At 39.1% G+C, this 20,239-nt stretch carries 22 protein-coding genes; 13 read left to right on the forward strand and 9 right to left on the reverse strand.

Going from position 1 to position 20,239, the window contains the following annotated elements; all coding sequences use genetic code 11:
- Window positions 1-27 precede the first annotated feature (27 nt).
- Both dut and psb29 read left to right on the forward strand, forming a co-directional pair.
- Window positions 28-459 carry a dUTP diphosphatase gene (dut, locus tag XEN7305_RS22530; RefSeq protein ID WP_006511841.1) on the forward strand — a complete coding sequence of 144 codons (432 nt, stop codon included), beginning with the start codon at window positions 28-30 and terminating at the stop codon, window positions 457-459.
- Between the two features lie 128 nt (window positions 460-587).
- Window positions 588-1,400: a photosystem II biogenesis protein Psp29 gene (gene psb29 / locus XEN7305_RS22535; protein WP_006511842.1), complete on the forward strand. Its 813-nt coding sequence runs from the start codon at window positions 588-590 to the stop codon at window positions 1,398-1,400.
- A 73-nt stretch (window positions 1,401-1,473) separates the two neighbouring features.
- On the opposite strand, the gene XEN7305_RS22540 is transcribed toward psb29, so the two are convergent.
- Complete coding sequence (locus XEN7305_RS22540) at window positions 1,474-3,630, reverse strand: NHLP family bacteriocin export ABC transporter peptidase/permease/ATPase subunit (protein ID WP_006511843.1); 2,157 nt, start codon at window positions 3,628-3,630, stop codon at window positions 1,474-1,476.
- 220 nt (window positions 3,631-3,850) lie between these two features.
- Here XEN7305_RS22540 and XEN7305_RS22545 point away from each other — a divergent pair, with 220 nt between their 5' ends.
- From XEN7305_RS22545 to XEN7305_RS22590, 9 genes are all read left to right on the forward strand, one after another.
- The gene (locus tag XEN7305_RS22545; RefSeq protein ID WP_006511844.1) at window positions 3,851-4,141 is read left to right on the forward strand and encodes a hypothetical protein; all 291 of its coding nucleotides are present in this window, start codon (window positions 3,851-3,853) and stop codon (window positions 4,139-4,141) included.
- A 138-nt stretch (window positions 4,142-4,279) separates the two neighbouring features.
- The gene (locus tag XEN7305_RS22550; RefSeq protein WP_006511845.1) at window positions 4,280-4,663 is read left to right on the forward strand and encodes a hypothetical protein; all 384 of its coding nucleotides are present in this window, start codon (window positions 4,280-4,282) and stop codon (window positions 4,661-4,663) included.
- Window positions 4,664-4,738: 75 nt separating this feature from the next.
- Complete coding sequence (locus tag XEN7305_RS22555) at window positions 4,739-5,236, forward strand: hypothetical protein (protein ID WP_006511846.1); 498 nt, start codon at window positions 4,739-4,741, stop codon at window positions 5,234-5,236.
- 22 nt (window positions 5,237-5,258) lie between these two features.
- Window positions 5,259-5,759, forward strand: a complete 501-nt coding sequence (locus XEN7305_RS22560) for a hypothetical protein (RefSeq protein WP_006511847.1) — start codon at window positions 5,259-5,261, stop codon at window positions 5,757-5,759.
- A 101-nt stretch (window positions 5,760-5,860) separates the two neighbouring features.
- The gene (locus tag XEN7305_RS22565; protein ID WP_006511848.1) at window positions 5,861-6,232 is read left to right on the forward strand and encodes a hypothetical protein; all 372 of its coding nucleotides are present in this window, start codon (window positions 5,861-5,863) and stop codon (window positions 6,230-6,232) included.
- 159 nt (window positions 6,233-6,391) lie between these two features.
- Window positions 6,392-6,940, forward strand: a complete 549-nt coding sequence (locus tag XEN7305_RS22570; RefSeq protein ID WP_040899205.1) for a hypothetical protein — start codon at window positions 6,392-6,394, stop codon at window positions 6,938-6,940.
- Between the two features lie 995 nt (window positions 6,941-7,935).
- Window positions 7,936-8,454 carry a RimK/LysX family protein gene (locus XEN7305_RS22580; RefSeq protein ID WP_006511851.1) on the forward strand — a complete coding sequence of 173 codons (519 nt, stop codon included), beginning with the start codon at window positions 7,936-7,938 and terminating at the stop codon, window positions 8,452-8,454.
- A complete protein-coding gene (locus XEN7305_RS22585) occupies window positions 8,451-10,019 on the forward strand; it encodes a UUP1 family membrane protein (protein ID WP_006511852.1) in 1,569 nt (522 codons plus the stop codon). Before XEN7305_RS22580 ends, XEN7305_RS22585 begins: the two co-directional genes overlap by 4 nt.
- 6 nt (window positions 10,020-10,025) lie before the next feature.
- Window positions 10,026-10,958, forward strand: coding sequence for an alpha-L-glutamate ligase-like protein (locus XEN7305_RS22590; RefSeq protein ID WP_006511853.1), 933 nt, complete (start codon window positions 10,026-10,028; stop codon window positions 10,956-10,958).
- 46 nt (window positions 10,959-11,004) lie between these two features.
- Here the strand turns inward: XEN7305_RS22590 and XEN7305_RS22595 are convergent, their stop codons facing one another.
- The 3 genes from XEN7305_RS22595 to yvcK form a co-directional block, all read right to left on the reverse strand.
- The gene (locus XEN7305_RS22595) at window positions 11,005-11,469 is read right to left on the reverse strand and encodes a hypothetical protein (RefSeq protein ID WP_006511854.1); all 465 of its coding nucleotides are present in this window, start codon (window positions 11,467-11,469) and stop codon (window positions 11,005-11,007) included.
- 30 nt (window positions 11,470-11,499) lie between these two features.
- Complete coding sequence (locus XEN7305_RS22600) at window positions 11,500-11,817, reverse strand: hypothetical protein (protein WP_006511855.1); 318 nt, start codon at window positions 11,815-11,817, stop codon at window positions 11,500-11,502.
- A 90-nt stretch (window positions 11,818-11,907) separates the two neighbouring features.
- Window positions 11,908-13,224, reverse strand: a complete 1,317-nt coding sequence (gene yvcK / locus XEN7305_RS22605) for a gluconeogenesis factor YvcK family protein (protein WP_006511856.1) — start codon at window positions 13,222-13,224, stop codon at window positions 11,908-11,910.
- A gap of 337 nt (window positions 13,225-13,561) precedes the next feature.
- Here yvcK and XEN7305_RS22610 point away from each other — a divergent pair, with 337 nt between their 5' ends.
- Complete coding sequence (locus tag XEN7305_RS22610) at window positions 13,562-13,984, forward strand: BlaI/MecI/CopY family transcriptional regulator (RefSeq protein ID WP_006511857.1); 423 nt, start codon at window positions 13,562-13,564, stop codon at window positions 13,982-13,984.
- Window positions 13,985-13,998: 14 nt separating this feature from the next.
- Window positions 13,999-14,844 (forward strand): M56 family metallopeptidase, encoded by an 846-nt coding sequence (locus tag XEN7305_RS22615; protein ID WP_006511858.1) that lies wholly within the window; start codon window positions 13,999-14,001, stop codon window positions 14,842-14,844.
- Between the two features lie 47 nt (window positions 14,845-14,891).
- On the opposite strand, the gene XEN7305_RS27050 is transcribed toward XEN7305_RS22615, so the two are convergent.
- From XEN7305_RS27050 to recO, 5 genes are all read right to left on the reverse strand, one after another.
- Complete coding sequence (locus tag XEN7305_RS27050; RefSeq protein ID WP_006511859.1) at window positions 14,892-16,652, reverse strand: DVUA0089 family protein; 1,761 nt, start codon at window positions 16,650-16,652, stop codon at window positions 14,892-14,894.
- Window positions 16,653-16,930: 278 nt separating this feature from the next.
- A complete protein-coding gene (locus XEN7305_RS22625; protein WP_006511860.1) occupies window positions 16,931-17,143 on the reverse strand; it encodes a hypothetical protein in 213 nt (70 codons plus the stop codon).
- Window positions 17,144-17,171: 28 nt separating this feature from the next.
- Window positions 17,172-17,645 (reverse strand): DUF4079 domain-containing protein, encoded by a 474-nt coding sequence (locus tag XEN7305_RS22630; protein WP_006511861.1) that lies wholly within the window; start codon window positions 17,643-17,645, stop codon window positions 17,172-17,174.
- Between the two features lie 105 nt (window positions 17,646-17,750).
- Complete coding sequence (locus XEN7305_RS22635) at window positions 17,751-19,157, reverse strand: MFS transporter (protein WP_006511862.1); 1,407 nt, start codon at window positions 19,155-19,157, stop codon at window positions 17,751-17,753.
- A gap of 206 nt (window positions 19,158-19,363) precedes the next feature.
- On the reverse strand, window positions 19,364-20,230 hold the full coding sequence (gene recO / locus XEN7305_RS22640) for a DNA repair protein RecO (RefSeq protein WP_006511863.1): 867 nt from the start codon (window positions 20,228-20,230) through the stop codon (window positions 19,364-19,366).
- Window positions 20,231-20,239: the final 9 nt, after the last annotated feature.

Raw genomic sequence — 20,239 nt, forward strand, 5'->3', positions numbered from 1 at the left:
CCTGAGGGCAGAAGAATATATTTCTACATGAAAATTAAAATCTTAAAACTAGATGAGTCTGCAACTATTCCCCACTATAGTCATCCAGGGGATGCCGGACTTGATTTGTTTGCGATCGCAGAACAAACCCTTGACCCTGGTGAAGCTAAACTCATTCCCACTGGCATCGCGATCGCATTACCTCCAGGGACCGAAGCTCAGATACGCCCCAGGAGTGGCCTGGCACTAAAACATTCGATTACTGTTTTGAATAGTCCAGGCACAATTGATGCTGGTTACCGGGGCGAAATCGGCATTATTTTAATTAATCACGGCAAAAATCCGTTTCATGTCCTGTCTGGAATGAAAATCGCCCAAATGGTAATTGCCCCAGTGCTCCAAGCAGAAATAGAAACAGTTGCGAACTTAACCACAACTTCGAGGGGAACAGGTGGTTTTGGCTCAACAGGATTTGCATAAGCTGATCTTTGGGATAAATGATTCCTTTAAAGACCAAAAATGCTTAAGATAAGAAAGTTAACATAATTAACACTTCTTGTATGGAGTAACGTTACAAAACGTAACTGCCGCTAAAAAAAATTTATAGAATGAATCAAATTGCAACTGTGACTAATCTTAAAACTGTTTCCGACACTAAAAGATCTTTTTATAATAACTACAATAAGCCTATTAACTCAGTTTATCGTCGCATAGTCGAAGAATTGTTGGTAGAAATGCATCTATTGTCAGTTAATGCCGATTTCAAAAGTGATCCAATTTTCTACTTGGGAGTAGTCAGTTGTTTTGAGCGTTTGATGCAAGGATATCAACCAGATCAGGATAAAGGTGCAATCTTTAATGCCCTTTGTCGAGCTGTGGATGGAGATCCCGAGTCCTATCGTGCTCAAGCAGGCAATCTCCTCGCGATCGCAAAAGAAAAATCGGGCGAGGAATTAATTGCTTGGTTGGGTGAGCCCACCGCGATCGCCGGGGCAGAAAATATTGCTGAGACTATAAAATCAATTGCAGCTAATGCTAATTTTAAATACAGCCGTCCTTTTGGTATTGGGTTATATACTCTCTTAGAAGAAGCTGATGCGAAATTGCTTGAAGATAGTGATAAGCGCAACGAGATCTTTGAGAACATTGCCAAAACTTTATCTTTGCCAGGCGACAAGATGAAAAAAGATCTTGAGCTATATCGTAGTAACCTTGAAAAAATGGAGCAGGTTCTCAAGGCAATTGAGGACGCTCTGCAAGCTAGCCGCAAACAGAGGGAAAAACGCGCTCAAGAAAAGAAGGACAAAGAAGAAGCTGCAAAAGCAGCCGCAGAGCAATCTGTTGTAGCCAAAGAATCAGAAGAATCAGTGAAAGCTGATGCAGGTAGTGAAGGAGCATCAGGAATCGAACTTGATAAATAAGTAAAAGGCAGAAGGCAGAAGGCAGAAGGCAGAAGGCAGAAATTCTCATGAATGAATCAAGCTTTGATTTTGTCTAGTCTTCTTCTTCTGCTGAGCGAATCAATCGCCGATAAACTCCTCCTTCCCGCCACAACTGATCATGAGTGCCGCGCTGGGCAATTTTGCCTTGTTCCAAAACAATAATCTCATCACAATCGCGAATTGTACTCAAGCGATGCGCTACCACAATACAACTACATTTTCGCGATCGCAAATTGGCCCCAATCACTTTTTCTGTTTGAGCATCTAAAGCAGAAGTTGCCTCGTCCATAACTAAAATTGTGGGATTTTTTACCAAGGCACGAGCAATTTCTAATCTTTGCCTTTGTCCTCCACTCAGATTAACTCCTCCTTCCAGCAATTCTGCTTCATATCCTCCTGGGATTTTAATCACAGTTTGATTAATCACCGCATCTCGACAGGCTGTTACAAGCTGCTCATCGGTTACAGAAGCATCCCATAGGGTGAGATTGTCTCGTACAGTTCCCCCAAATAGAAAAATATCCTGTTCAACGAGAGATAAAGAATTAGCCAGAATCTCTTGAGGAATCTCTCTTCGGGCAATGCCATCAAACAAAATCTCTCCAGCCCAAGGTTGATAAAGTCCAGAAATCAGTTTAGCCAAGGTCGATTTCCCCGACCCACTAGCACCGACTAAGGCTACTCTTTGTCCCGGTTGTAACGAAAGACTAAAGTTTTCAATTAAAGGTGGCTCGACATGAGAATAACCAAAAGTGATATTGTGTAACTCGACATAACCTTGCAACTGTGCCTTTTTTCCCCCATCTTCTGGTCTCCGTTTCTCGACTTCAGAATCAAGAGAATTACCCAAAACATCATCTAAACGATTTAAATCCCCTTCTAATTCCTGAAGAGTCGTCCCAAAATCTAGCAAGGTATTGACAGGTTGCTGAAAACTTAACATTAAACTTTGAAAGGCTACTAACATGCCTATACTGAGGTTGCCATCCATAACTCGCCAACCGCCAACTACTAGGATGAACATTGACGTCAAAGAAGTTAGCAATATAGGTGAAATTCCCAAGATCTGGTTTGTAACTTCTAACTCTTGTTGAGCAGTTACGGCCTTGGCATAATAACCAGACCAACGAGCGAAAAAATCTGATTCTAATGCCGATGCTTTTAGCGTTTCTATACTTTGAAGTGCGGCAATTCCAACCCCGTAAGTCTTTCCCCAATCTTGCACTAAGCGCATATTCGCATCTACTCGCTTGCGAGCTACCCACCGCAATGCCAGCCCATTGATTGCGGAAAAACAGATGCCAATTAAGGTCAACACCCCATCATAGGCAAACATAACTAAGGCATAAAATAAGATCATCACAGCATCAATGACCGTTGTGGCTAATTGCCCTGACAGTATCTGGGCAACTTTATTATTTAGACTGGCACGATTGCTGATTTCCCCAGCATATCTTTGAGCATAAAAACTGACAGGCAATCGCAGAATATGCCAGAGGAAGCGAGTAGACATGCCCACTGCTAGCTTAATTCTCAGCTTTCTTAAATAGCGCAGTCGCAATAATGTCAAAATGCTTTGGAAGATTGTAGTGATGATCATGCCTAAGATCAAAGGACGTAGCCATGCGGTGCGATTTTCTACCAGAATCTCGTCCACAAATATCTGGCTGAAAACTGGGATTGCTAAACCTGGCAACACAAGGAGAAATCCTGCCACAATACAGTATAAAATGGCCCCAGTCGAACCTCGCAAGCGTTCAATCAAAGCTAAGATGACATTCGGTTTGCGTCCTCCTCGTTTGAAATCATCTCCTGGTTTGATGAGCAGCACTACTCCAGTAAAGCTCGCATCAAATTCATCCCAGCTAACTTTCCGAGGGCCAGTAGCCGGATCATTGAGAAACACCCAATGTTTGCTAAATCCTTCCACTACGAGGAAGTGATTGAAGTTCCAAAAAACGATGAAGGGGCCAATTATTGCTTGGAGCTGTTCTAGACGTTCGGCCTTAAAGCCCTCTGCTATCATTCCATAGCGCCTGGCCGCCAAAATTATATTAGATGCTTTACTTCCATCACGGGATACCCCGCATTCAATACGCAGTTCAGCCAAGGGGACAATGCGATCGTAGTAGGCCATAATAATCGCTAAGGATGCAGCGCCACATTCAACTGCTTCCATTTGCAAGATTGTCGGGGTTTTGAAACGCATGAGCTGGGGGAGAGGTTTTGGGTTTTGGGTGTTAGTTAATTTGCGATCGCCTCTAATTGCGATCGCGATAATAGCTTTGTCGTCATAACTTGCCGACTACGCCACAAGAGTTTTTTCGAGAACAAGCAGTTTTACAAGATTGGCAATTTTCAGTTAACAGTAGTCAGGCAATCAACCTTATCAAATTATCGATTTCCAGAATAATTTAAAGGAGAAAAAAATGCTAACACCAACATGGATTAAATGGGAACCTATAGAAAATTTACCAAAGGAACTTTATCTTTATGAATTAAAGGATAATGCCAATGGTTTAACGATAAATTTAATAGAAGAACAAAACTATCCCACTCTTACAATTCATTTCAGTAACTACTATTCTTATAAAAATACTGATGAAGGATATTTGCTAATGGCAAATCATCAAATAGAAAAAGGAACTGGTAAGTGGAGTTTATATACTGTAGAGAATTCAATGTATTTGCAGTGGCTTCATCGTCAAAGTGTTGAATAGCCTCAACAAAAAAAACTTATGAACTACATTATTGGGACGCAAAATGAGGTTGTAGATATTTTAAGTTCGGAAATACCTCAAGTAAAAAGAAATTGATTGCTATATACTACCACAAATTCATTGGAGAAATAGAGTATAATGCCTGATCATAAATTAATCAAATGGGAACCTATAGAAGACCTCCCAGATAATTTTTATATTTATGAATTTACCGAAAAAAGTGATATTTTGACATTAATCTTTAAGAGCAAGGAAAAATCTTTTAACTTTAAAATTGTTTTTAATGGTTATTTTACTTATCGAAACACAAAATATAATAGTCTTTTAGAAAATAACCTTAATTTGCCAAGACAATGTGGTTTGTTTATTCTAGAAAATTCACCTTATTTGAAATGGTTCCATTATGTAAGTTTTGATACATGTAAAAACAACAAAATTAAGCACTATATAATTAAAGCAACTAATAATGTAGTAGAGATATTGGATTGCGATACTCCAACAATAGAATTAAAAGAAGATTAATATATTACATAAAAGTACTTGAAAAGTATGAAGAGCTACCATGCAATAAACAAATAATTAACAATAGCAATAATAATGAATAAAGGTAAATACACACTGCCATCGACTAATATTGATTTACTAAAATCTCTTATTGGCAAGAAAATTGTGAAAGTAAGACGACAAATCATCAAAAATGAAATGCGCCTAGAAAATTTTGAACAGGAAGCTGATGGGCCAGTTGAGTTGACTTTTGATGACGATAAAGTAATTAGTTTTATTGATTGGACTGAGCCTATTAGTGTTGGGGTTGCCGATGGAGAAATGACTATATATGGTGGTGGATATTTTCTAATGGAACTGACCAATAATTCCTTCTGGCAACAAAGAATTGGTCAGAAAATTGTACAAGTTACAATCCTTAAAATTTTAACTCCTTCTCCTAATTTTCCTGGTGAATTTGGCATTGAAATTGAATTTGAGAATAATAAGAAAGTAAGTATTGAATATATAGATGATTCAGAATGTCCAGATATAATTAAAGTACTTGAAAAGTATGACGAACTACCATGCAATAAACAAATACTTAACTAATGTAATAACAATAGAAAGAATAATGAATAAAGGTAAATACACACTGCCATCGACTAATATTGATTTACTAAAATCTCTTATTGGCAAGAAAATTGTGAAAGTAAGACGGCAAATTATCAAAAATGAAATGAACTTAGATAATTTTGAACAGGAAGCTGATGGGCCAGTTGAGTTAACTTTTGATGATCATAAAGTAATTAGCTTTATTGATTGGGCTGACCCGTCTAGTGTTGGTGTTGCTGATAGAGAAATGACTATATATGGTGGAGAATATTTGCTAATGGAACTGACTAATAATTCCTTCTGGCAACAAAGAATTGAACAAAAAATTGTGCAAGTGATAATTCTTAATGATCTAGGTACTTCTGTTGATTATCCTGGTGAGTTTGGCATTGAAATTGAATTCGAGAACAATAAGCAAGTATGCATTGAATATGCGGATGATGCAGTATATTCGGATGTTCTCAGAGTAAGTGAAAAATTTGAAAGAAGGCAATGCAAAAAACAAGTAATTCACAAATGAGCAAAATAACAACTAGAAATTATGAATCAAAAAATTATTTGTATTAATCTCAATAATTACTTACTAGGTCAGTTGTAAGAATTAGGAGGTAAGAAAAGATTATGAGCATGTCAATATCGATATCTTTACTCACCCAAGACAATAATTTTGTTAAAGCTTTTGCCTCTTTAATTCGGCGCCTAACCGCTAAATCTGATTATATAAAGATAAAACGTCTTCAAAAATATCAAATCACTGAGGGAGAAGAACTAGACTTAGAAACTTTGATATCAATTTTAGAATCACCTAATAGTGAATCTTTAATTTATTCTGAAGATGCCTTTCGTTTGAGCATTAGTTATACTCTCGCCTCAGGAGAAGGAGTTCCTTTAACTATTGAGTTCAATGGTAAAGGTTATGGGGATGGGCATAAAGCAAGAAATGACAGCAGTTTACGAGTAACCGCTCAAGATAGCAGTTTATGGCGATCATGAAAAAAAATTATTCGAGATATTCAAGTTAGTGATTTAGATATTCCCGAATATATTCGAGGTCTTCAAATTAGAGGTTTAGCTGTCCCCAAATATATCCGAACAGGATTAGCAGAGCAAGTTAATAGAGATTCGGAAATTCTCTTCCTCAAAGTTTGTGGATTGTGGGAAGAAGATCAGGAAAATTATATAGATCACGGGGCAATGTATTACGAAGCTGGTTGGCCTTGTCCATTAATGTCTCAAATGGTCTACCATAAAAACCCTCAAGAATTTGCCAGAGATTTTGAACGTATTTATGCTGACTATCACTGTGGAATCCCAATCCCGCTACTTCTACCTCCAGAAATGAATATTTGGCAACTATCTCTCCAAGAAATTGCCGAATTAAATGAGTATAAAGGATTTGCTAGGCGTTCAGGAAGAAAGTATCCAGCAGGCTATAAGTCTTTTTCCAAACCACAAGAATTTTTACCCAAACAAAAAGAAACAGATATCATGAATTTTCTCGAAGGATTGAACAAAGAAAAAGTACAAAAACTTTCAAAACTACCAGCTTCTAAAATTAAAGCAAAATTTGCTCAAATAGCAGAAAAAGAACTAGTAGAAGTTCGTTATCGTGACTATCAAGAAAGGGGAGCTGTTTTAATTACAGGCGCAAATTTAAGTGTATGGCGTGCTTATAGAGCTTTGAGTGAGTTAATCGCATAATTGTTTGGCTAATACTTTTATTTTCACTTTCCGCAGTTAATAAATCAAGCAAACTATATTTGATAACTGCAAACATGCCTTATTTCACATCAAAAAACTAACAAAATACTAACGAAAAAATCATGAACGAAACAATTTTTGGCACGAATCTCAACGACCAATTACGAGGTGACATACTCGATAATATCTCTGAATGGGTAGTATGGACACGATGGAGGTAGTGGTTTTGACTCATTTGCGATTACTCCAGGCAGTCGTTTTAGAGGTCTAGCCAGTACTAATCATTTATTCGTGATTCAAGACTTTAATCTCAATCAAGATACGATGCAATTTTCTGGAAGACAAGATAGATATTCTATAGTACGTGGTTCAACTAATTCAAATGGACAAATAAATAATCTTGTTTACTATGATCGTAATGATGATGGTCGATTCTTGTACTATGAAAATATTGGCATAATCAAGAGTTATGCAGCTTTAAATATCAACTCTGATTCCGTCGAGTTTACTGATTGAATATATTTTTGAGTTTGTTGCGATCAGCCGAAGGCTGGTACTGTGCGATCGCAATTAGAAGCGATCGCGATAATAGCTTTGTTGTCATAATTTACCGACTACGCCACAGGAATTTTTTCTATTTTAATTTATTATCTTTTGGTCAAATATTTGATAGTTTTAAGAGTGAATAAATTTTTGATTACTCCGAGCGATTACTCCGAGTTTTTTTTGATAATTATTTCTTTGGTCGATTGTTTTAATGCTATCAAACATTAGCTGATTAATCAGACAGTTAATAAATGTAACGGGAAAGATCTGTTAATAATCTTTTTTGTATAAAATTACACTACATTGTTTAAATTGACTTGAAAAGTACTTTATTAGCTATAAAGCGTTTCTGTAAGTGCTAGCAAATTCTAAAGCAATTATTAGTTAAAAAATGATTTTGTTTTTCAAAAGATAAAAGACAAAACTTAGAACTTTCTCTTAGGTTTGTTATGAAATATATTATTGGGTTATCAACTCTATTCCTAATTATATTAGGATTTCCCAGCATGGTTCGTTCTCAGTCCACAAATAAATTTGGTATTTATGGTTATTTGGAACGAGCAATGTTAGTAGAAGCAACCTTAGAAATGGCAGCTAAGCTTGATACTGGGGCAGATAATTCTTCTCTTAATGCGACAGAGCTAGAATTTTTTGAAAGGGAAGGAAAGTCCTGGGTTCGATTCCAGGTCGAAGGAGATGATGGCAGAGATGCCATCTTTGAAAGAGAAGTTGTCAGAACGGTTGTGATTAAAAACCGCACGGGAGCCAATGCCAGACGGCCTGTGGTGCTTCTGCGCATTTGTGTCGGTTCTCATTCAGAGACCGTCGAAGCTAATCTTGCTGACCGTAGTGAGCTTAGTTATCCTCTTCTGTTGGGTCGTTCGTTTCTAGAACAGGGTTTTTTAGTCAACTCGGCTGCTAAATTTACGACTCCTCTCAATTGCCAAACAGGAGACCAATCTTTATGAAAAATCGCCAACTAATTATTTTAGTAACATCTCTGATTGTTGTTGGAGTTTCTCTGTTCCTTTATAAATCTAGTGTATTGGACTTTCCTCTTGTGCCTGATGCCAATTCTGAGAGTTGGCGCGTTGAAGCAAAACTGTCTCTAGAAAGCACTGAAAACAATACGATTGCCCAATTATTTTTACCCCAGTCAGAAGGTAATTTTGGGGTCGTTGAAGAAAAATTCCACTCTGAAGATTTTGGTTTGACTCTGGCAACCGATAAAAGAGGAAGTAGGTTGGTCACTTGGTCAGCCAGTAATATAGGTGAAAATCGCTTTAATTTATACTACCAGGCGGATATCTTTCGTTTTAAACGAGCTGAATCTCCCATTGGCACAGCCCGTGATCCTTCCCAGTTTCTCGAATGGGAATTTTTAGTTGATTCTGTTTCTGATGCTCGCAGGGCAGCACTTAATAGTCTTCAAAAAAGAATAGAACGGCGCTCCGGTACAACTGATATTTATATTAAACAAGCGGTTTCCGAGCTCACTGATGAGGAGATATCTCCAGAAGAACAATTATTACTAGACGATCCGACTCGTCGACTTCCTGGGGCGAAAAGAGCTGATGGGATTGTGTTGCTGTTAAGAATGAAAGGAATTCCTGCTCGTTCTGTAAGAGGACTTGATTTAAGAAAATCCGGACGCAGAATAGATCCTGTTCATTGGGTAGAAATTTGGCAGGATGGGAATTGGCAACCCTATGAAATCGATACGGGAACATTGGGTATCCCCGATTATTATTTTGCTTGGTGGCGAGGCTTTCCTGCTCGCAAAGTTGCTACTGTTGATGGAGGCAAACTGAGAAATGTCATTTTTTCCGTTCGGCCAATTACTAATCCTCAATACATAACCTCGAAAGCGCTTTCAGAGATTAAGCAAGATCCCATTTACAATTTAACTTTGTTTGAACTTCCTGTTGATATTCAGCAAGTTTACCAAGTTTTACTGATGGTTCCCATTGGCGCATTGGTACTAATCATCCTCCGCCAATTTGTTGGCCTGCGAACTTTTGGGACATTTACCCCTGTATTGGTCGCCTTATCTTTTAGGGAAACTAATCTTTTGGGTGGCATCATTTTATTTAGTGTCATCGTGGCCGCTGGTCTGATGTTTCGCTCTTATTTTGAGAAACTCAAACTATTGTCAGTGCCCAGGCTTTCAGCAGTTTTGCTAGTCGTCATTATTTTGATGGTCTTTTCTAGTGTGCTTTTAGAAATGATTAATGTTGGTTCGGGGGTTCGGGTTGCACTATTACCAATGGTTATTTTGGCAATGGTCATTGAAAGAATGTCTGTTGTTTGGGAAGAATATGGCGCAAAAGATAGTATTAATCGGGGTTTTGCTAGTTTGCTTGCTGCGATTATTGCTTATTTTGTAATGAGTATTAACTATCTACAGTTTCTTATTTTCGCTTACCCTGAGCTGCTGTTAATTATCCTAGCTATAACTATTTTAATGGGCAGATATACTGGCTATCGACTATTGGAATTGTATCGTTTTCGCAGTTTAGTTGAGCAGGAGTAGCGCCAAATGTGGAAAATTGCGAAAGAATTGAAAAAGGCTGGGGTTGTGGGAATTAATGCTCGGAATGCTGGCTATATCATGCCCCTCAATCAGCGCAAATTTTATCCTTTGGTGGATGATAAGCGACAAACTAAAGAACTGGCAATCAAAGCTGGTCTAGAAATTCCCGAACTTTATGCGGTGATTGAGTACCAATGGCAAATTAAAAACTTTCAGAAATTGGTTGCAGGCCATGAAACCTTCGTCATCAAGCCGGCACGAGGTTCTCAAGGTGATGGAATCACGGTCATTGATCAACGGACCAAAAATGGTTGGCGCAAAGTTGGAGGATCTATTATCAGTGACAATGATGTTTCCTACTACTTGTCGAATATTTTGAGTGGCATGTATAGTTTGGCCAATCAGCCTGATGTGGCCTTGGTTGAGTATCGAGTCAATTTCGATCCTGTGTTTTCCAAGATTACCTATAAAGGAGTTCCTGATATTCGTGTGGTTGTTTATCGAGGAGTTCCCGCAATGGCAATGTTACGTTTGCCGACCAAAGAATCTGATGGCAAAGCTAATTTGCATAAAGGAGGAATTGGCGCGGGGGTTGATATTAAAACAGGCATCACAACTACGGCAGTTCAGCATGATAAGGTCGTGGAGTTGCATCCAGATACTAATTTGCCTGTTGCCAATTTACAAATTCCTAATTGGGAGAAGATCCTTTATATCTCTGCTCTTAGTGCTGAATTGAGTCATCTGGGATATTTGGGTGTTGATATTGTTCTTGATGAAAATCTGGGCCCTTTGATTTTGGAGTTGAATGCTCGACCTGGTCTAGCAATTCAAATTGCCAATCGGATGGGTTTTGCCGCCCGTTTCCATCAAATTGATCTGGCATTGCCTAATCTAGAAACTCTAGAAGAAAAATTAGCTTTTGTGGCTCAACTATAAGTTACTAAGTTAGTAATTGCTGTAAAAATTTTCTGGTGAGAATTGATTACTCACCAAAGAATTGATCAATTTGTTTTACATAAGCTAAATTCGCGATCGCAGTTAGGATGTCTCGCCAGTTAGGTTTATGGGTGTCACCAAGACAGAGATATTGCGTCTCGCTACAGCCAATTCTACCTTTACTATTGGAAAAGCTAATTGTCGGATCTATTGCTTTTATTTGAGCTAAGTACTGTTGATTTTGAGGAATACAAAATTCATAACTTAGAGAGCGCAGACTATTACCATTCCCAATCAAACCTTCTGGAGAAATGGAGAAAATATCAAAGGTTACTTTCTGCAATAGGTTATGGTCTATGTTTTCTTCTGGTGATTTTTCTGCGGGGGATTTAATCCTGTTTACTGAAGATAAGGATAATTCTGCAACTTGATTTTTTGCCTGAGTCAATTCAGATGGTATAAAGATTAAAAAAATTGCAAAAGCATATAAAGTGAGCTTGAAATTAGACATGGCATATTAATTGTAATTATTTTTCTCAAACTATTGATTTCTTCCAAAATAAAAACCGATCGCGCTGCCAATCAACACAACTTGCGATGTGATAAGGAGAGTGAGAATATCTTTGCTTTCTGCTGTGACCAGACCAAAACTAATAACCCCAAAGCAAAATAGAATGGTTGCGCCATAGATACTAATCAGAATGATCACAATAGCTGTCGCTCCATTGTTTCTCATCGATTCTGGAGACTCAGAAATTCTGTCTTGAGATAGCTTTTCCTCAACGGCTGTTTTTTGATCAGACTTTAATTTATTAGTTGGCAATTTATCTTGACCTACTGATTTTTCTTCTATTGTCATAGCTAGTCCAGAAGATCCTTACTCATTACTTATTACTTATTACTCATTACTTATTTCATGACTTTCACACAGCGATATCAGGACGCGTCATCAATTAGAATGAGCGCTGTACCATCTTAATAAGACTCTAGCTAATCGAGCTGGGTCATGGCGAACATAGCCAGTTTCAGGATCTTCTTCCATGATGTTAGCAATCACAACTCTTCTTCCCAAGGCAGAAATCTCTTCGCGATCAACATAGACAGGATGGGATTTATCATCTGCATAACGTCTCAAGGTTTTGGGAGACGGAGCCTTTCGATGTACCATAACCGCATCAAATAGCTTATTTTGAGAAATATGATCGATCGCGCGAATATGTTCGGCGACGGTATAGCCTTCGGTTTCCCCAGGTTGGGTCATGATATTACAAATATAAATTCGGGGCACTTTGGCTTTTTCGACTGCCTCACAAATTTCTGGAACCAAAAAATTGGGAATAATGCTGGTGTAGAGACTTCCTGGCCCAATGATAATATAGTCGGCCTCTTTGATTGCTGCGATCGCGGTTGGTAAAGCTGGAGGATCTGGGGGATTACAACCTACATAGCGAATTTTGCCCTGAGCTTTAGGAATATTCGATTCCCCTTTAATTATGCGACCATCATCCATTTGCGCCCACAAACTAACATCGCTTAAAGTGGCGGGCAACACAGTTCCTCGAACGGCTAATACTTGGGAACTAGCGGCCACAGCTTGCTCCAAATCTCCTGTAATTTCACTCATGGCCGTGAGGAATAAATTGCCAAAACTGTGTCCACTCAAGCCGTCCCCAGCTTCAAAGCGATATTGAAATAATTCGGTTAATAATTTTTCTTCATCTGCTAAGGCCGCAATACAGTTGCGAATATCACCAGGAGGCAAGACGCCAATTTCTCTTCTTAATCTGCCTGAAGACCCCCCATCATCTGCCACGGTAACGATCGCTGTAATATTGTGGCTATATTGCTTTAATCCTCTTAGAAGCGTCGAAAGACCTGTCCCTCCACCCAAAACAACAATTTTCGGGCCTTTATTTAAACGACGGTGAGCCAATAACATATCCACCAATTCTTCATCTCGATCTGGCAATAGGACATCGGTAATCGAACCCAAAGTTCGAGATTGACCCCACAAGACCAAAACTAGACCAAAGATAATGACTAAAGGGCCAGATATATAGTTGGGAATGACATCGGTAATAAAATCAAAAAATTGGGAAATGGCCGATAAAATACGATAAATCGGTGTTAGTTTAACCCAAATTGCTCCACCCAAAATAGTCAGCAGTAGACCACTAGTACTGATAAATAACCATCTTTTGACGGATAATCCTGGAGATAGCCATTTAAACAAACGATTGACTTTATAAGAACTTTTTTTCCTCATTGGGAATTTGGATGTTTGTTAGAGGTATTTTTGATTTTAAGCCTTAGCTGAGTTTCTCCCACACGTATAACATATAGAATTAAAGCTTCGCATCAGGAATTGCACCAGGGTAACTCAAGCATAAACGATTGAGCAGTCAATCTTTCTCGATATTTAGGATCTTTACTTAACCGAGAAAATGAGAGTTTGCCCCATCGTTATCCATAAAATTGCTATAGACTTATTACTTAGGGTAGAATCCTCTTATCCTCTGAAATAAACAAGAATAATTACTCAATTAGTTTAGCTCCTGATGTTCCTGGACTAGTTTCCTCAACTATTACCTATTAACTAAACAATGTCCTTTTTACCTAATTATCGTCCCAAAAAACTTTCCCTAGGCTTCTTGGAAAAAGAGATCCTAGAGATCGTTTGGGAATTAAAACAAGTCACTGTCAAAGATGTACACGATCGCATTCTTGCCGACCCGAATCGCGAACTAGCCTATACTTCGGTCACTACTGTATTACGTCGCCTCACAGAAAAAGGCTGGCTCAGATGTGAAAAACAACAGAAAAAAGGACGAGCCTTCTATTGGGAAGCGTTGGTTTCTCGTCAGCAAGCTCAAGCAATTCAAGCCTACGAAAGATTGAATAATTTTCTCGAAATTGGCAATGCCGATGTAGTTGCTTCTTTTGCCGATAGTTTAGATACGACTAGCATAGAAAAACTAGAAGCGATCGCGGACAAACTTAAAAAATTGCGTCAAGAAAGACAATAGGGGGCATCGGAATCATGCATTTGATGATGATTGCGATCGCCTTAGTCCTAGCCTGGTCAATCCGCTTAATTCCTCTCAACTTTCAGGGGACTTGGGGACAACGCTGGCAACGATCGCTATTTGGCTTTTTAGTTCCACCTCTAATTCTCGTGACTACGGCTTTAGCAATTGTCTTTATGGGCACAGAAGGTAGTATGCTGGGGTTCCCTGCTGCCAGTGGTTTGAGCTATGGATTGGCTATTACTTTTTTGCTGATTACCCTAATTTATGGCAACCGATTACGCGATCGCGCTTTAAAAACCTGTCGGAAAATTGGTAAATATCCCAATCAAATCATTGCTGGGAATTCGGTGAAGTTTTTGGCGATCGATTTGCCCTATGTTGCTCAAATCGGTTTTTGGGAGCCACAACTGGTGATCTCTCAGGGATTATTAGATATTTTAGACCCAGAACAATTGACCGCTGTCTTAGCCCATGAACAGGCTCATCTTCAATATCGGGACACCTTTTGGTTCTTTTTTCTCGGTTGGTTACGTGCTGTAGCCTCCTGGCTCCCTAATACAGAAGAGCTTTGGCAAGAATTGTTATTGCTCAGGGAAATCAGAGCCGATCTCAAAGCTGCTCAAACAGTAGATGCTTTAGTTTTAGCCGAATCTTTGCTCTTGGTTGCGCAAGCTCCTGGAAAATCCTCGTTTAACTTTGGTGCAACCTTATATTCTTCCCTGAACGGCGATCGTCTATCCCAAAGAATTGATGCCTTGATTGGCGCTGCTCAATTGCCTAATCACAATAATCTTTATTGCTGGAGCTGGCTTTTTCCAGTGTTTATTCCTTGGTTGGCGATTCCTTTTCACTCCTAATTGAAGAAAGCAGGTAAAAGTTTGCTTTCTTCATTTGGTAAATTACTTTAAACTTCAACTTTAAAAGCAATGCCTTCTTCGGCAAAATCGGGGAAATTAGCCAGAATATTCAGTCTTTCTTGACCAGCGGCAAAGATATAAGTACCGGGAACAGCTAGATTTTGAAAACGGTAAAAATCCTCTCCGACATCTGAGGCTCCACTATAGGTATAGAAAGCAATTCCTTCTTCAACAAAGTTGGGGAAGTTGGCACGAATCCCGATGCTTTCTTCTTCTCCTGCGTACAGATAAGTCCCAGGGACATTACTATTTTGGAACCGATTAAAGCGAACTAGATCATCCCTAGATTGAGTTGAGACAGTAAATGCCACGCCTTCTTCGTCAAAATTAGGGAAGTTGGCGCGCACTCCATTGCTTTCTTCTGGCCCTACAAATAAATAGGTTCCAGGGCGATCGCTATTTTGAAAACGTGTAATCGGAGTAGTAAAAAGATTTTCTTCTAGAGTCAGCTCTAAAAGATAGGAGCCAGAACTCTCTCCCACACCACTATTTGTCAAACTGGGGTCATAATCCAAATTCGCCGAGCCGCTGACTCCAATATAATAATCACCATCAGTCGGTGCTGTGAATTCTAAAAATGAGTCAAGCTCAGAAAAATCTCCAAAGGAGTTATCATCATTCTGGAGCAACAAAGCACCATTAGCATCAAATATAGTCAAAACTGAGTTGAGAGGAGAGCCAATCGATTGGGCATCAAGGTTGATCGTTAAAGTGTCTCCGTGAGCCAATGTAACTTCGAACAAATCGACATCATTGTTTGGCAATGGCAAAGCTGCGTTGTCGCCAATTTCGCCAGAAATAAAGACAGGTGCTGTCGGATTAAGTTCAACCGAGTCGGCTAAAAAGATATTATCGTTGGGTTCGCTATAAAAATTGTTGGCATTCGTTCCTTCCTCATAAGTTAGTATCAGCTCATAATCGCCAGAACTATCGCCAACGCCACTATCAGCAACATTGGGGTCATAGTTTAAATTTGCCGAACTACTTACTCCAACATAATAGGTGCCGTTTATCAGTGCCGTAAATTGCTGAAACGAGTCAGGTTCCGTGAAGTCTGGGCCAGAATTATTATCGTTTTGCACCAGGACATCGCCATTCCCATTAAATATAGTCACAACCGAGTCGAGAGCAGAACCAGCTATCGCGGCATTAATATCAGCGAATATGGTATCTCCAGCATTCAGTGTAACCGCAAATAGATCGACATCATTGTTGGCATCTACCGCTGGGTTATCCCCGATTTCGCCAGCAATCGCAACAGGAGTTGCACTATTAAGGTCGACCACCTCTGCCGAGACGATAGTGTCGCCAGGCTCTTGACGCTCTAGAGTCAGCGTTAGATCATATATCCCCGCACTGTTTCCGTTTCCGCTGCCTGCGACTGTCGGATCGTAGTTAAAGTTACGAGCACTACTAACTCCAATATAAAAAGTCCCATCTTGTACAGGAGTAAAGGTTAGCAATGAGTCGAGACTAGAAACACCATCCACAACGGTATTGTTGTTCACACCCCGTGGATTGCCATCAGAGTCAAATATCCTTAAGACAGAATTAAGGGTAGAACCAATTGTGCGGGCATCAATATCAGCGGATAGAATGTCTCCAGCAATTAGGTTAATCTCGTATAAATCTACTTCGTCGTTGGGTTCAACATTTGGATTATCACCAATCTCACCAGAAATTGTTACGGGCGATAAGGCATTAAGCTCAAGTAATTCTGCTAGCAGAATAGTATCGTTGGGTTCCATTGTTAAAATTCAAGTTATGTTAAAGAGATTAAATGCAGATAGTTTTAATGAAAATTAAAGACCATTCAACGACACAGTTATAACTTATAGTTCTTGACATTGAAAAACTGCAAAATAATCTAATAACCTCAGGGAATATACAGAAGCGAGCCCGATAAATACTTCAGAATCTTTAATATATAATCAATTTTGCTTAGATACTTAACACCCAATATCTAATGCGTAATACCTAATTTATTGCCAGTTTTCAGCAGAGTGCATAACCTTGAAAGCAAAGTTTATTTCCCAAATGATTCTTCTTCTATCCCTTTCCACCATTCCCCTAACTTCATTAAATCTTCATGAATTTCTTGTACTTTGGCCAGATATTCATGGCTAGGAAGACAATTTTTTTCTTCCTCTAATTTTTTTAGTCTTAGCTGTAGTAACAGCCAAGGTTTGGATATGCCATTGGTAGCTTCAATATATTTGGCTAATGCTTTACTATCCATCAGTTTATGAGCTAATACTCCGTTTTTCTTACATTTTGTCGATAATTGAAAATAGAATGTCCATTCCCGTTACTGCTTCCCAGCCGAAAAGTCCTAATAAAACAACATTAATGCTAATATGCGTCACGCGAGCTAAATTATTGCCTTTTTGCATATAGGGTACTAGTGCTGTAGCGATCGCGATCGCGCTCATCATGGCTAAGCCAACCACCAAATGTGCTGTCACAAATAACTTGCCATTATTAATGTAAGTCACTGCCATCCCCGCAACAGTACCAATGATCATCAAGGCTAAGATAACTGAGCCTATTTCGTGATGTTTAAAGCCAAATTTCTTCTTCACTAAGGTTTTCCGGACTTCTTTATCGGTGGTGGTGCGAGTACGACGACTCTGAATTCCTAGATACAAAGCATAAATAAATAAGCCAAATAATACCCACATGAATAGAGGATGGGCAAATTGTGACCAAACTTTCACGACCTCGGGTATTTCAAAAGCCATAACAAAACAATTTCCTAATTTTAGTTACAATACTTTATAAAAAGTAACATATTTTTTAAGGATGAGGAATAAGGGATGAAGGATGAGGACTAGTTTAAAATTCTTTTAGCGAGCAAGATATCGAGTTATGACACCGCCTAATAGCGCGATCGCGGCCAATCCCAGAATTACTGATTCCAAGCCAAAATAAGCTTCGGCCTCAGCTGCTAAGACCAACGGTAAAGATAGGGCAATATTCACCGCATTATTTTGTAAACCAAAGACTTTGCCTCGCATATCAGGGGGAGTTTCCGACTGGATAGTAGTTTGCATGGGTACTCCAATCAAAGAAGCAAAAGCCCCCATGAAAGAACTCATAATGAAGGCTAGCCAAAAACTGCCTGTTGCATAGGATAAACCTGCCAGAGAAGCAGCTATGCCAAGAGAGCCCCAAAAGCTGAGCTGGGCATTGGAAAATCGTTGTCCCAAATTGCCAATAATAGCAGCACTAACAGCCATGCCCAATCCTGTAGCAGCTAAGAGAATGCCAAATTCATCGGCTTCGATTTCGGGGATTTTATCGGCTAAGCTCACAGCTAAAACCACCAAAGCTGCAAAGATAGAAAAAAGAATAATTAACTGAATTAGAGCATTGCGAACCTTAAGATTCGTCTTTAAATATTGAATCCCTTCGCCAATGTCTTGTAGAGGATGGGCATTTTCGGAATTGGGATCTCCTTGATCTTGCTCTATTTTTAGTCCAATTAAAATTATTCCTGCGATCGCATAAGCCCCACCCACAAGGATTTCTTTGCCAATATCATCGGCAAATCCCCAGCTTCCCACAAGATGATCTGCTAACTCTAATAATGGTTCACCGACAGCAAAGCCCACAATGAGTAATGCCATGATGGTGGTTGTATAGATAGAATTGGCTGCGAGTAAATCTTGTTTCGGAACGAGCAACGGAATTGCCGCTTGTTCTGCGGGAGCAAAAAATTGCGTCAAGGTAGAAACAAACAGAGTTACAGTCAGTAAAAGTAAGAATCCGAGTGAGATATTATGGGTGAGAACTTTTCCTTGAGCAAACCATAATAAAACAGGCAATATCAGAACAAAGGCGCCGCGAAATAAATTGGAAAAAACTAAAATAGATTTTTTTGACCAGCGATCAACATAAACTCCTGCTAAAGAACCGAATAATATCGCGGGAATCGTGAAAGCAATGGTGATAGGTGATACCCAAAGACTAATCGGCTGACCAGCAATTTGAAAACTACTAGCCACAATGGCAATAGTTAACACCAGATAGATTTTATCTGCCAACTGAGAAAATATTTGACCTCCCCATAAAATCAGGAACTGAGTATTTTGTAATACAGGTAAGAATCCTTGACTAATCGGCTCTTCATCGGGAGGTTGTTCCGAATCCTTTAGAGAAGTAGTAGTGTCAAGGTCAGAATTCTCAGTGGTTTCGGACTTAGTAGTAGGATTGTTTTCTTCTCGCTCTAATCTAGTTTCAGACAAAGACATGTTTCTATAATTTGCGTAATTTAAAGAGATTACGTTTTAAAACTTTTATATATCAATTTTCTTTAAAGTAATGAAGAAGCCAGATCGAAGAAACAAAGAAAAACTTTCTGCCTTCATTATGCCCCTTGGGTATTATCCCATGAAGATGGGTTGAGATTGCCTTTTTCCATGATGGGTTACGGCTTGTTCTCAAGAACGAAGTTCTATTAAAATTCCACTAAGTATAAATTGTCCACTAAATCGGCAGAACGAATGGATTTTCCTAGGTGATGTTGGATATATTGCCGTAAAATTTGCTCAATTTTGACCCAAGCAGAATCGACAGAAAGCTTCACTAATTGAGGCGGAATAAGCTCAGAAATTAGCGGCAGAGATTCTGCGCTAAGAGACTGCATGATACCTAATTCCACAGCATTAATCTTGTAGTTGACCATAAATGAGGATTCATAGTTGTTATTCTCCTCTTGAGGATTAGTTTCTGGGGCTTGATTAGTCTTCTGTGACAAATCAACAACGCCGCCTCGTTCAAAACTTAGTCCTCCGCGCCAATTAGCATTAAGATGCTCTATTTCCAATGATTGCTGCGTTATACAACAGGCGTGAACTTGTGGGGCAATTCCCGCGATCGCCAAAATATGAAATACGGCTTGAGCTAAATAGGGATAAACATTTTCCTGTAATTTTAACTGTTCTATCCGACGAAGATGTTCGTTGAGCAATTCGTACAATGCCTGTTGAGGCTGCTCATCTACCGCTAAATAGAGAGCTAATTCGGCTAAGTATTGAGCTGCTGCTAATTTTCCCAAATCTTTGCTTAGTCCAGGGTAAGTATAAATAGTCTCAGCCTGAATGATTTTGTCGAGAGAGCGCCCTTTAATCATTAACAACTTGTTCACGACAAATAGTTCTGTTCTGCCCCGCAGGCGAGATTTATATTTTTTGGCTCCTGGCGCAGTGGCAGAGATTAAGCCATATTCCGGGGTCAAAATTTTTACAAGGCGATCGCTTTCCTTTAAAGTCGAACCTTTTAATATAATTCCTGTTGTCGTATATTTTTTAAGTTTGTCAGGCACAATGAAGAA

The sequence above is a fragment of the Xenococcus sp. PCC 7305 genome (assembly GCF_000332055.1).
Lineage (GTDB): Bacteria > Cyanobacteriota > Cyanobacteriia > Cyanobacteriales > Xenococcaceae > Xenococcus.